The organism is Micromonospora sp. IBSANI012, assembly GCF_052814045.1.
On record NZ_CP199933.1, the window covers coordinates 836,193 to 848,650 of the forward strand.

Consider the following 12,458-nt stretch of genomic DNA (forward strand, 5'->3'; position numbering starts at 1 on the left):
ACGCGCGGCGGACGGTCAGGCGAGCCGGGGCCGGCCGATGAGGGCGGTGCCGGCGACAGTCGATCGATGCCGGCCGTAGCCGTTCAGCCCGACCTGGGTGGTGGCGCTGTCCTGTGCCGGACCACCACCTTTCCGACACCACTTCCGCCTGATAGACGACCTCTAATCTGCGAAGGAGGCGGCCATGAGGGCTCGCGTTCGCTGCCTGGCCGTGGTGTCGGCCCTGGCGCTGCTGGTACCGCTCGGCGCGACGCCGGCGGCCGCTGCCGAACCCGCCGCCCCCACCGGGGTGGCCGCCGCGGTCGACGGCCTCGCCATCCGGGTGAGCTGGACGCCCCCACCGGACACCACGGGTGTCACCGGCTACCGCGTCAGCACCATTCCCGTCGGGCTGTCCCTGGACGTCCCGGCCGGCGCGGACCAGGCGGTACTGGCCGGGATCCGTCCGAACACGGCGTACGTCGCGCAGGTCGCGGCCCTGGCCGGCACCGACGTGTCGCCCGCCACCCCGGCCGAACGCACCGTCACCGTCACCGCCCCGGGTGGCTCGCTCACCGCCGTCCCGCCGGCCCGGCTGCTCGACACCCGGTCCGGGATGGGCGCGCCCACGGGGGCCACCCGGCAGGTGACCCTCACCGTGACGGGCCGGGGCGGCATTCCCGCCACGAACGTGGCGGCCGTGGCGTTGAACGTCACCGTCACCGGGCCGGCGGGCAACGGCTTCGTCAGCGCGTACCCGGGCGGGACGGCCCGGCCGACGGCGTCCAACGTCAACTTCCTCAAGGGCCAGACGGTCTCGAACCTGGTCGTGGTGCCGGTGGGACAGGGCGGCACCGTCGTCCTGTACTCGTCCGTCACGACCCAGCTGGTGGCCGACGCCGCGGGCTGGTTCTCCACCGCCGCTTCCGCGTCACCCGCCGCCGGCCTGTTCCACGGCCTCAGTCCCGCCCGGCTCGCCGACACCCGGGTCGGCCTCGGGGGCGCCACTCCCGGCCCCGACGGCCGGCTCGACCTCCAGGTGACCGGCGCCGGCGGGGTGCCGGCCGCCGGTGTGTCGGCGGTGGTGCTCAACACCACCGTGGCGGGGTCGACCGCCGCCGGCTTCGTGACGGCCTTTCCGGCGGGGCAGCCGCGACCCACGGCGTCCACGGTCAACTTCGCGGGCGGGCAGGTCGTCGCGAACCGGGTGATCGTGCCGGTGGGCAGCGACGGCAGGGTGAGCTTCTACAACCGGGCCGGCTCGACTCCGCTCGTCATCGACGTGACCGGGTGGTTCAGCGACGGCTCGGACCCCTCCGCCGGCGGCGGCTACCTGGCCACCGTGCCACCCACCCGGATCGTCGACACGCGCGTCGGGCTGGGCGCCCCCAAGGCGCCGGTCGCCGCCGGCGCGGCACTGTCGGTCGCGGCGGCCGGACATGCCGGCCTGCCAGCCGCGACCGCACCGGTCCCGCCGACCGGGATCATCGCCAACGTCACGGCCGTCGGGCCGACCAGCGCCGGCTTCCTGACCGTCTACCCGTCGCTCACCGCCCGACCCGGTGCGTCCGACCTCAACTTCACGGCGGGTAGGACGGTGCCCAACCTCTCGGTGGCCCCGCTCGGTACCGATGGCCGGATGCTCGTCTACAACCGCGCCGGCGACACGCACGTCCTGGTCGACGTGGTCGGCTACTTCCTCGGCGACAGCGCGGCGCCCAGCAGCACCCAGCAGGCCCGGCCCGGCGACGTCGAGGCCGTGACCGGCGCGCCCGGGGGTACCCGCGAGGTCGTCCTGGCGCCGGAGGCGACCGTGCCGGAGGTCGGCGAAGTGCTCACGGCCGGCGTGGCCCCCGCCACCCCGGACGGGCTGCTGGTGAAGGTCACCGACACGGGCACCGATGAGCAGGGCCAACCGGTTCTCACCACCGAGCCGGCGACGCTCCAGGAGGCCTTCGGCGCCGGCCACTTCTCGGTGTCGGCGCCGCTCTCCGCCGAGGACGTCGTCCCCGCCGGCGCCGCGGTCGGGCCGGGTCAGGCGGCACTGACGCCGGACCGGATCCAGCGCCGCCTCGCCGGAGGTGAGTCGGTCAGTGCGGTGGGGCAGGCGATCAACAAGGCGGTGAGCTGCTCGGGCGGTGGCTCGGTCACCGTGGTCGGAAGCGTCAGCGTCAGCCCGTCCGTCGACCTCTCGGTCGAGTGGGGCTGGTTCTCCGTGAAGTCGGCGACCTTCACCGGCACCCTCACCCAGGACGCCTCGCTGACCGCCACCGCACAGGCGGCCAGCGGCTGCAAGCTCGGCCCGGTGGCACTGCTGCCCACCCCGATCCGGTTCACCCCGATCACCTTCAACGTCGGGCCGGTGCCGGTGGTGGTCACCCCGCAGCTGCAGTTCTACCTCTCCGCCAACGGCACCGTCAGCGCGCAGGTCACCACGGGTGCTTCCCAGCACGCCTCCGGCACCTTGGGGCTGTCCTGGTCCGACGCCGGTCTCCGCCCGATCGCCCAGACCAGCAGCAGCTTCAGCTACACGCCGCCCACCCTCTCCGGCGGAGCGTCGGTGACGGCGAGCGTCGGTCCGCGGCTCGAACTGTTCCTGTACGGGTTGGCCGGCCCGTACCTGACGGCCGGCATCGTCGTCGAGCTCTCGGCCAACCCGGCGGCCGAGCCGTGGTGGACGCTGACCGGTGGTCTGGACGCGGGGGCCGGGATCGCCCTGCCCTCGCTCAACTTCGACAAGAGCAACCCGTCGATCCTCCGCTACCGCAAGGTGCTCGCCCACGCCCCGTGGCCGCAGCACCTCTACGCCGTGGAGTGCCTGAGCACCGACTGCTACTCGTCTCTCCGGCTCGTGCAGACCGACGACCGGGGCGGCGCCAAGCGACAGATCGGCGCGACCTTCACCGGGACGCCGATCGGCATGGCGGTCAACCCGGCCGGCACCGAGATCGTCTACCAGCGTGTGGCGCCGGACGGCGCAATTCCGCTCTTCGTCCGCAACATCGCCACCGGGCAGGACCGCCAGCTCACCTTTCAGGACCGGCAATGCGGCAGTTTCACCTTCGACGAGTTCCCGGTGTGGTCCCCGAACGGCGCGACCATCAGCTTCAGCCGTAGCAGCACCTTCGGCTGGTCCACCTGTCCCACCGACGGCATCTACCTGGTGCCCGCCGGGGGCGGCACACCCACCCGGATCTCCACGCGACGCTCCGACGGGCCGCCGTCCTGGAACCCGTCGAACGACCGGTGGGCGATGACCACCGCGACCCAGCCGCCGACCCTGTACACGAGCGCGACCAACGGCAGCGGGAAGAAGACCCTCTACACCGGGTCCAGCGGCGACGGCTTCAGCCCCGCCGCGTGGTCACCCGACGGCTCGACGATCGCGCTCGGCACCCACTCCGGCCGGCTGTACGGGTACTCGCCGGCCGGCGCCAGGCTGTGGAGCCTGACGCCGGCCAACTACTGCACCGGCTACCCGGTCGCCTGGGCTCGGGACAGCGAGTCGGTGTTCTACCTCGGGTGCCAGTCGGGTGACCACTCCCGCACGATCTACCGGGTCAACGCGGCCTCCGGCTCGGCACCCTCGCCCATCACGTTCGACCACAAGATCGTGGCGTTGGCGGTGGGCCGCTGAGGAGGCCTCAGACGCCCTTGGGGTGCCAGACCGTCTTGGTCTCCAGCAGCGTGGTCATCCGGGTGATGCCCGGGTCGGCGGTCCAGTCGTGGCCCGCCGGGGCGGGACGCAGCACCCGCTTGAGGTTCTGCGCCGCCTTGACCTCCAGCTCCGCCGCCAGCTCGGCGTCGGTCACGCCGCTCAGGTCGAGGGCGTTGACGTCCATGTGCGCGGCCAGCGTCGGCGCCGTCTCGGTGATCTTCCCGGTGAGCAGGTTGACCACCCCGCCGGGCAGGTCGGACGTGGCCAGCACCTCGGCCAGGGTCACCGCCGCGAGGGGCTGCGTCGGCGAGGTCGCCACCACCACCGTGTTGCCGGTGACGATCGCCGGCGCGATCACGCTGACCAGGCCGAGCAGCGCCGGCGACTCGGGGGCCACCACGGCCACCACGCCGGTCGGCTCGGGCGCGGACAGGTTGAAGTACGGGCCGGCGACCGGGTTGGCCCCGCCGTACACCTGGGGGAGCTTGTCGGACCAGCCGGCGTACCAGACCCAGCGGTCGACCGCCGCGTCCACCTCGTCGCCCGGCACGCCCAGCGCGACGAACTGCTCGCGCCGGCCCTCCAGCATCTCGGCGACCCGGTAGAGGATCTGACCCCGGTTGTACGCGGTCGCCCCGGCCCACCCCTTCACGGCGGCGCGGGCGGCGAGCACCGCGTCCCGGGCGTCCTTGCGGGAGGCCAACGACACATTCGCGTCCTGCACGAGATACGACCGCCCCGACTCGCTGCGTGGGAACTTACCGCCGATGAAGAGCTTGTACGTTTTGCGTACCGCGACCCGCTCAGACATTGAGGTAGCCCTCCAGCCCGTGCCGGCCGCCCTCGCGACCGTAACCCGACTCCTTGTAGCCGCCGAACGGCGAGGTGGGGTCGAACTTGTTGAAGGTGTTGGCCCAGACCACGCCGGCGCGGAGCCGGTCGGCCATCCAGAGGATCCGGGAGCCCTTGTCGGTCCAGATCCCGGCCGACAGCCCGTACGGCGTGTTGTTGGCCTTCTCGACGGCCTCGGCCGGGGTGCGGAAGGTCAGCACGGACAGCACCGGGCCGAAGATCTCCTCGCGGGCGATCCGGTGCGCCTGGGTGACCCCGGTGAAGATGGTCGGCGCGAACCAGAAGCCCCGCTCGGGCAGCTCGCACGGCGGCGACCAGCGCTCGGCGCCCTCCGCCGACCCGGCGTCGGAGAGCTCGCGGATCCGCTCCAGCTGGGCGGCGGAGTTGATCGCGCCGATGTCGGTGTTCTTGTCCAGCGGGTCGCCGACGCGCAGCTGGGCCATCCGGCGCTTCAGCGACTCCAGCACCCGGTCGGCGACGTTCTCCTGCACGAGCAGCCGGGAACCGGCGCAGCAGACGTGCCCCTGGTTGAAGAAGATGCCGTTGACGATCCCCTCGACCGCCTGGTCGACCGGGGCGTCGTCGAAGACGATGTTGGCGGCCTTGCCGCCCAGCTCCAGGGTGAGCTTCTTGCGGGTACCGGCGACCGAGCGGGCGATCGCCCGGCCGACCTCGGTCGAGCCGGTGAAGGCCACCTTGTCCACGCCGGGGTGCTCGACCAGCGCGCGGCCGGTCTCGCCGGCGCCGGTGACGATGTTGACCACGCCGGCCGGCAGCTCGGCCTGCTGGCAGATCTCGGCGAAGAGCAGCGCCGTCAGCGGGGTGGTCTCGGCCGGCTTGAGCACCACCGTGTTGCCGGCGGCCAGCGCCGGGGCGATCTTCCAGGCCAGCATCAGCAGCGGGAAGTTCCACGGGATGACCTGCGCCGCGACGCCGACCGGCTGCGGGTCCGGCCCGAAGCCGGCGTACGGCAGCTTGTCGGCCCAGCCGGCGTAGTAGAAGAAGTGCGCGGCGACCAGGGGCAGGTCGACGTCGCGGGACTCCTTGATCGGCTTGCCGTTGTCCAGCGACTCCAGCACGGCCAGCTCGCGGGAGCGCTCCTGGATGATCCGGGCGATCCGGAACAGGTACTTGGCCCGGTCCCGGCCCGGCATCGGGCCCCAGACCTTCTCGTACGCGGCCCGGGCGGCGCGGACCGCACGGTCCACGTCCTGCGCGCCCGCCTCGGCGACCTCGGCGAGCACCTCCTCGGAGGCCGGGTTGATCGACTTGAAGGTGCCGCCGTCGGTCGGGTCGACGAACTCGCCGTCGACGAAGAGCCCGTAGGAGGCTTTCAGGTCCACCACCGAGCGGGACTCGGGGGCGGGAGCGTATTCGAACATCACTCTCAGTCCAGGGTGAAGTAGTCGGGACCGGAGTAGACGCCGGTCGTCAGCTTGGTGCGCTGCATGAGCAGGTCGTTCAGCAGGCTGGAGGCGCCGAAGCGGAACCAGTCCGGGTCCAGCCAGTCCGCGCCGACGGTCTCGTTGACCGAAACCAGGTACTTGATGGCGTCCTTGGTGGTCTTGATGCCGCCCGCCGGCTTCACGCCGACCTGCCGCCCGGTGGCGGCGCGGAAGTCGCGGACCGCCTCCAGCATCACCAGCGTCACCGGGAGGGTGGCCGCGACCGGGACCTTGCCGGTGGAGGTCTTGATGAAGTCGCCGCCGGCCAGCATGGCCAGCCAGGAGGCCCGCCGCACGTTGTCGTAGGTGGCCAGCTCGCCGGTCTCCAGGATGACCTTGAGGTGGGCGTCCCCGCAGGCTTCCTTGGTGGCCACGATCTCGTCGTAGACCTCCTTGTAGCGCCCGGCCAGGAACGCGCCCCGGTTGATCACCATGTCGATCTCGTCGGCGCCGGCCTCGACGGCCGCCCGGGTGTCGGCGAGCTTGATCTCCAGCGGCGCCTGACCCGAGGGGAAGGCCGTCGCCACGCTGGCCAGGTGCACCCCGGACCCGCGCAGCACCTCGGCCACGTACGGGACCATCGCCGGGTAGACGCAGACCGCGCCGACGTGCGGGCAGGTCGGGTCGGCCGGGTCGGGGCGCAGAGCCTTGGCCGCGAGCGCCCGCACCTTGCCGGGGGTGTCCGCGCCTTCCAGGGTGGTCAGGTCGACCATCCGGATGGCCAGGTCGATCGCCTGGGCCTTGGCGGTGGTCTTGATGGAGCGGGTGCCGAGCTGTGCCGCCCGCTGCTCCGCGCCGACCTGGTCCACGCCGGGCAGGCCGTGCAGGAAGGTCCGCAGAGCGGTCTCGGATCGTCCCAGCTCGGAGAGGTCCGACCGGGCCGACGTCGCTGTCGCCGTCATGCCCCGAATACTACGCATCCTGCGGCGCAGTGATCATGGTCACGCCGGGTCTGCCGGCGCCGCCGCACGTGAGCGGGGTCGCTGGTCACCCCGCACCTGCAGTGCGGGCGCGGGCGGACCGGTAGGTTGAGCGATCGTGGACGTACACGTCATTGACCACCCGCTCGCCCAGTCCCGGCTGACCGCCATGCGGGACGCCCGCACCGACTCGTCGTCGTTCCGGGCCGCGCTGCACGAACTCACCACCATGCTGGTGTACGAGGCCGCGCGCACCTTCCCGGTCGAGAAGTACCCGGTGCAGACCCCCGTCACCGGCACCGAGGGCACCCGACTGGCCAACCCGCCGCTGCTGGTGCCGGTGCTGCGGGCCGGCCTGGGCATGACCGACGCCGCGCTCGCCCTGCTGCCGGAGTCGTCGATGGGCTTCGTCGGCCTGGCCCGCGACGAGCAGACGTACGAGCCGCGCGCGTACATGGAGTCGCTGCCCCGCGACCTGACCGGCCTGCCGGTGCTGGTGCTCGACCCGATGCTGGCCACCGGCGGCTCGCTGGAGCACTGCTGTCGGCTGCTCGCCGACCGGGGCTGCACCGACATCACCGTGCTCTGCGTGCTCGCCGCGCCGGTCGGCATCGCCCGGCTGGAGCAGTCCGGCCTGCCGTTGCGCCTGGTCACCGCGTCGATCGACGAGGGGCTCAACGACAACATGTTCATCGTGCCGGGGCTCGGCGACGCCGGTGACCGGCAGTTCGGCGGCATGCCCCGGTTCTGAGCCGGTCACGGTCCCGGGACGGATCTCGGCGGGTCGGCGCGCGGGCGAGCGCCCAACCGCTACCGTCTCGGGCCATGACTGGTGTTGCGCTCGCCGAAGAGCTGCTGCTGCTCGCGTACGACGACGAGACGGGCCGGGCGACCATGCCCCGGATCAGCCTCGACCTGGGAATGGCCGCCGCCGTCCTGGTCGAGCTGGCCCTGGCCGGGCGGATCGCGTACGCCGACGGGTCCCTGACGGTGACCGACCCGACGCCGGTCGGCGAGCCGATCATCGACGGGGTGCTCGGCCGGATGGCGGCCGACACCCCGCACAGCCCGTCCTCCTGGGTGCAGCGGCTGCGGCACGGCCTACGCGACCGGATCCTCGGTGACCTGGTCGCCCGGGGCGTGGTCCGGGACGTCGAGGAGACCGAGCTGGACTTCATCGTGGTGCACCGCTACCCGGTGGCGGACGCCTCGGTGGAGGACGACAGCCGGCGGCGGCTGGCCGAGGCGCTCGCCGGCGGGCAGCTGCCCGACGAGCGGACCGCCGCGCTGGCCACCCTCGTCGCGGTGCTGCGGATGGAGCCGGCGCTCGGCCTGAGCGGCGACGCCGCCACCGACGCCCGCCGCCGCCTGGAGGAGATCGCCGGCGGCGCCGGCTTCTCCGGCAACGTCAGCCTCGACGACTCCGTCGTCCGCCCCTCCGTCGGCCTGGTGGTCGCCGCTCTCGCCCGAGCCGTCGACCAGGCCCTCGGCAAGCGCGCCTGACACCCGCCCCTGCGCCGCGCCCGCCCGGCCCGGCCGCTCGCCCCGCCCGGGAGCATGCTCTCCGGACGCTTTGCTCTGCTGCCCTCACCGCAACGGATCGGGGCACTGACTGTTGCCCCCGGGGCAGCAGAGCAAAGGGTGCGAAGGAGCAGGTCCCGTCCGGTCGACCGGGGTGGCCGGGGTGGCCGGTGGGCGCCCCGGCTCGGGGTCGGCCACCCCCTCAGAGGCCGAGGGCCGCCGCGATCTCGGTGCGCAGCGCGGTCACGGCGGCCTGCGCGCGGGTGCGGGCCGCGGCGACGTCGCCGTCGACGACCGCCTCCACCACCTCCAGGTACGCCTTGAGCTTCGGCTCGGTGCCCGAGGGGCGGATCACCACCCGGGCGGCTTCGGTCCGCAGGATCACCACGTCGGAGGCGGGGAGCAGGTCCTCCGCCTCGCCGACCGGCTGCCCGAGCAGGGTGGTCGGGGTGGCCGCCCGGATCCGGGCCATCGCGGTGGCGATCTCGCGCAGGTCGTCGACCCGTACCGAGAGCTGGTCGGTGTGGTGCACGCCGAACTCGGCGGCCAGCTCGTCCAGCCGGTCGGTCAGCGTCCGGCCCTGCGCCTTGAGGCCGGCGGCCAGCTCGGCGACGGTCAGCGCGGCGGTGATGCCGTCCTTGTCGCGGACGTGCTCCGGGGCGACGCAGTAGCCCAGCGCCTCCTCGTACCCGAACACCAGCGGGTGCGCCCCGCCACCGGCCCGGACGATCCACTTGAACCCGGTCAGCGTCTCGTCGTACGGCAGGTCCCGCGCCGCGCACATCGCCCGCAGCAGCGACGACGAGACGATCGTGGTGGCGTACAGGCCGGTGACGCCGCGCCGCATCAGGTGGTCGGCGAGCAGGGCGCCCACCTCGTCGCCGCGCAGCATCCGCCAGCCCGTCCCACCGTCGCGGACGACCACCGCGCACCGGTCCGCGTCCGGGTCGTTGGCGATCGCGATGTCGGCGCCGGTCGAGTCGGCGAGCGCGACCAGCCGGTCCACCGCGCCCGGCTCCTCCGGGTTGGGGAAGTTCACGGTCGGGAAGGCCGGGTCCGGCTCGGCCTGCTCCGGCACCACTCCGGGCACCGGGAAGCCGGCGCGGGCGAAGGCGGCGGTCAGCACCGCCGCGCCGACCCCGTGCAGCGGCGTGTACGCCACGGCCAGGTCGCGCGGGCCGTCCGGCGAGACGACCGCGGCGGCCCGCTGGACGTACGACGCCACCAGGTCGTCGCCGAGCACCTGACCGGCCGGGCCGAGCGGCACCTCCGTCAGCGGGCCCACCGCCCGGATGGCCGACTCGATCCCCGCGTCGGCCGGCGGCACGATCTGCGCCCCCGCGCCGAGCGCCCCACCGAGCTGGGCACCGAGGTAGACCTTGTAGCCGTTGTCCTGCGGCGGGTTGTGGCTGGCGGTGACCATCACCCCGGCGGCCGCGTCGAGGTGCCGGACCGCGTACGCCAGCACCGGGGTGGGCAGCGGCCGGGGCAGCAGCAGCGCCGGCCGGCCCGCGCCGGTGGCCACCTGGGCGGTGCGCTCGGCGAACTCCCGCGAACCGTGCCGGGCGTCGTACCCGATCACCAGCGGACCCTCGCCGCCCTGGGCGCCGAGCCAGCCGACCAGCCCGGCCGCGGCCTGGGTGACCACGGCGAGGTTCATGCCGTTGGGGCCGGCGCGCAGCGGGCCCCGCAGCCCGGCGGTGCCGAAGGTCAGCGGCCCGGCGAACCGGTCGGCCAGCTCCGGCGCGCTCGCCGGCAGCCGGTCGAGCACCGCGCGGAGCTCGTCCCGGCTGCCCGGGTCGGGATCGTCGTCGAGCCAACGCCGGGCCCGGTCGCGAATGTCGTCAAGGTCAGTGGTTTCCGCCGCCATTGCCTATGGATAGCACGGCGGCGGATCACCTCGTCCCGGTGGCCTCGACTCAGCCGGCCGCCGTGAGCTGGAACGACTTCACCATCTCGTCGAAGATCGGCCTGCTCTCGGCGAACTTGGCATCGGTGGCCGAGAGGTAGAACGAGTACATCTTCCCGTCGCTGAGCACGCCCCGCCACACGCCGTGGCGCTTGGCGTCGCCCTCGCCGCAGGTGTACTCGAACTGGACGCCCGGCTTGCCGGCGGTGTCCTGCTCGTCCATGGCGACCTGCTCGTACGGGTCGCCGCAGCTGGTGCTCCTGGTCTGCAGGAAGTTCTGGGCGCTCTCCGCCCACCGGGTCGGGGTGCCCTTCCACTTCTCGGCGAGGATGCGGACCTTGCGGCCGTCGTCCTGCGGGTCCACGTAGTCGACGTAGGAGCCGCCGGCCGCCTTCTTCCAGCCCTTGGGCACCATCACCCGCACGCCCCTGGCGTTGTGCTCCTGCATCTCGGGCAGCTCGCCGCCGGCCGCGGGCGCGCTCGGCTGGACCTGCACCGGTGTACCGGGCTTCTCGTCGCCGCCGCTGAACATCGCGATCATGCCGATCAGCAGCACCACCGCCAGGCCCCCGGCCGCCGCGAGCTGGAGCTTGCGGGGCCAGCCCTGCACCGTGGCGACCAGCTTGCCGCCGGTGCCTTTGGCCTTGTCGAGCGCGCCACCGCCGGTGGCCCCGCCCGGCGCGGTGGTCGGTGAGGTCCACGGCTGGCCGGTGCCCGGCACCGACCACTGGCCCCCGCCGTAGACCGGCTGGGTGGCCTCCGGCGCGCCGCCGTACACCGGCTGGGTCGCGTCGGGGTGGCCGCCGATCCGCTGGGTGGCGTCGGAGCGCCCGCCGCCGATGCGCTGGGTCGCGTCCGGGTGCCCGGTGCTGAACCGCTGGGTGACCTCCGGCGCCCCGCCGTACGTGGTGCCCGGCGGGCGGCCCGCCGAGGGCATCGCGCCGGTCGGGGTGTGCAGCGGGCCGGCCAGCGCGTCGGCGTTGGTGTCGTCGAGCCCGGCGGCGGACCCGGCCGGGCTCGGCCGCTCGCCCCGGCGCAGCGCGGCCAGCCGGTCGGTCAGCGACTCGCCGGGAGCCAGCATGGCCGGGCCGCCGATCTGCCCGCTGGGCTTCGGCTCCGGCTCGGCCGCCGGGGGCGGCGTCGACGGGCGCTGCACCGGCACCACCGCGTACGGGTCGGTGACCGAGTTGACCGCGGTGGCGGTGCTGGTCAGTGGCCCGGCGAGCAGTTCGCGGAGCATCGCCCGGGCGGTGTGCACGTCGAGGCGGCGGCCCGGGTCCTTCTCCAGCAGGCCCATCAGCACCCGGGTCAGCGGCCCGCTGCGCTGCGGCGTGGCCGGCGGGTCCTCGACCACGGCGTGCATGGTCTCGATCGGGTCGCCCTTGTCGAACGGCGGCCGGCCCTCCACGGCGGTGTAGAGGGTCACGCCGAGGGAGAACAGGTCGCTCGGTGGGCCGAACTCCTGGCCCATGGCCCGCTCGGGGGAGATGAAGTGCGGCGAGCCGAGCACCATCCCGGGGGTGGTGAGCTGGACGTCGGTGGGCATCCGGGCCACCCCGAAGTCGGTCAGCACGCAGCGGCCGTCGGTGCAGATCAGCACGTTGGCCGGCTTGACGTCGCGGTGCAGCACAGCGTTGGCGTGCGCCACCTCCAGCGCGCCGAGCAGCGCGATGCCGATCTTGGCGACCGCGCGGGGCGCGACCGGCCCGTCCTCGATCACCATGTCGGCGAGGCTGCGCGCGTCCAGCAGCTCCATCACGATCCACGGCCGGCCACCTTCGGTGACCACGTCGTACACCTGGACCACGGCCGGGTGCTGGATGGCCGCGGCGGCGCGGGCCTCGCGCAGGGTGCGCTCGTACATCGCGGCACGGTCGCTGGGGGCCAGCCCCGGGGGCAGGACGACCTCCTTGACCGCCACGTCGCGCCGCAGCAGCGTGTCGGTGGCACGCCAGACCGTGCCCATGCCGCCGTTGCCCACCGCGGACCGCAGCGAGTAGCGGCCGCCGATGATCGTGCCGGGTGCCGCGCGTCCGTTGGGAGGACTGACCGGTCCGCCGCTCCACGTCGGGATCTGAGTCACAGAAAAGCCACCGGGGGATATCGAGGGGGCTGGGACACAACCCCCCTATCTTGCTGGTTCCGACGCCCGATGCGAAACCCGACGCGGCGCA

8 protein-coding genes are annotated in these 12,458 nt (G+C 73.6%); 3 read left to right on the top strand and 5 right to left on the bottom strand.

Annotation, left to right across the window (positions count from 1 at the left end; all coding sequences use genetic code 11):
- The first annotated feature begins 184 nt into the window (after positions 1 to 184).
- On the top strand, positions 185 to 3,616 hold the full coding sequence (locus tag ACTWM8_RS04135; protein ID WP_446212621.1) for a fibronectin type III domain-containing protein: 3,432 nt from the start codon (positions 185 to 187) through the stop codon (positions 3,614 to 3,616).
- A 7-nt stretch (positions 3,617 to 3,623) separates the two neighbouring features.
- On the opposite strand, the gene ACTWM8_RS04140 is transcribed toward ACTWM8_RS04135, so the two are convergent.
- From ACTWM8_RS04140 to deoC, 3 genes are read right to left on the bottom strand one after another with little or no spacing between them, the layout of a single operon-like run.
- A complete protein-coding gene (locus ACTWM8_RS04140) occupies positions 3,624 to 4,448 on the bottom strand; it encodes an aldehyde dehydrogenase family protein (RefSeq protein ID WP_446212622.1) in 825 nt (274 codons plus the stop codon).
- A complete protein-coding gene (locus ACTWM8_RS04145; protein WP_446212623.1) occupies positions 4,441 to 5,871 on the bottom strand; it encodes an aldehyde dehydrogenase family protein in 1,431 nt (476 codons plus the stop codon). The genes ACTWM8_RS04140 and ACTWM8_RS04145 overlap by 8 nt, the downstream gene beginning before the upstream one ends.
- A 5-nt stretch (positions 5,872 to 5,876) precedes the next feature.
- Positions 5,877 to 6,836: a deoxyribose-phosphate aldolase gene (deoC, locus tag ACTWM8_RS04150; RefSeq protein ID WP_446212624.1), complete on the bottom strand. Its 960-nt coding sequence runs from the start codon at positions 6,834 to 6,836 to the stop codon at positions 5,877 to 5,879.
- A gap of 136 nt (positions 6,837 to 6,972) precedes the next feature.
- Between deoC and upp the strand changes: the two genes are divergently transcribed.
- Together upp and ACTWM8_RS04160 are read left to right on the top strand one after the other, a co-directional pair.
- A complete protein-coding gene (gene upp, locus ACTWM8_RS04155; RefSeq protein WP_446212625.1) occupies positions 6,973 to 7,605 on the top strand; it encodes a uracil phosphoribosyltransferase in 633 nt (210 codons plus the stop codon).
- Positions 7,606 to 7,679: 74 nt separating this feature from the next.
- Positions 7,680 to 8,357, top strand: a complete 678-nt coding sequence (locus ACTWM8_RS04160) for a GOLPH3/VPS74 family protein (protein ID WP_446212626.1) — start codon at positions 7,680 to 7,682, stop codon at positions 8,355 to 8,357.
- Between the two features lie 220 nt (positions 8,358 to 8,577).
- Here the strand turns inward: ACTWM8_RS04160 and ACTWM8_RS04165 are convergent, their stop codons facing one another.
- Together ACTWM8_RS04165 and ACTWM8_RS04170 are read right to left on the bottom strand one after the other, a co-directional pair.
- Entirely contained in the window at positions 8,578 to 10,245 is a 1,668-nt protein-coding gene (locus ACTWM8_RS04165) for a phospho-sugar mutase (protein ID WP_446212627.1), read from the bottom strand.
- A gap of 49 nt (positions 10,246 to 10,294) precedes the next feature.
- Positions 10,295 to 12,367 carry a protein kinase domain-containing protein gene (locus ACTWM8_RS04170; RefSeq protein ID WP_446212628.1) on the bottom strand — a complete coding sequence of 691 codons (2,073 nt, stop codon included), beginning with the start codon at positions 12,365 to 12,367 and terminating at the stop codon, positions 10,295 to 10,297.
- Between the last annotated feature and the right edge of the window lie 91 nt (positions 12,368 to 12,458).

What these genes read in the sequence shown, in the direction of transcription:
- deoC (WP_446212624.1), bottom strand. Translation starts at nt 6,836, where the DNA reads ATGACGGCGACAGCGACGTCGGCCCGGTCGGACCTCTCCGAGCTGGGA.
- ACTWM8_RS04140 (WP_446212622.1), bottom strand. Translation starts at nt 4,448, where the DNA reads ATGTCTGAGCGGGTCGCGGTACGCAAAACGTACAAGCTCTTCATCGGC.
- ACTWM8_RS04145 (WP_446212623.1), bottom strand. Translation starts at nt 5,871, where the DNA reads ATGTTCGAATACGCTCCCGCCCCCGAGTCCCGCTCGGTGGTGGACCTG.
- ACTWM8_RS04135 (WP_446212621.1), top strand. Translation starts at nt 185, where the DNA reads ATGAGGGCTCGCGTTCGCTGCCTGGCCGTGGTGTCGGCCCTGGCGCTG.
- ACTWM8_RS04160 (WP_446212626.1), top strand. Translation starts at nt 7,680, where the DNA reads ATGACTGGTGTTGCGCTCGCCGAAGAGCTGCTGCTGCTCGCGTACGAC.
- ACTWM8_RS04165 (WP_446212627.1), bottom strand. Translation starts at nt 10,245, where the DNA reads ATGGCGGCGGAAACCACTGACCTTGACGACATTCGCGACCGGGCCCGG.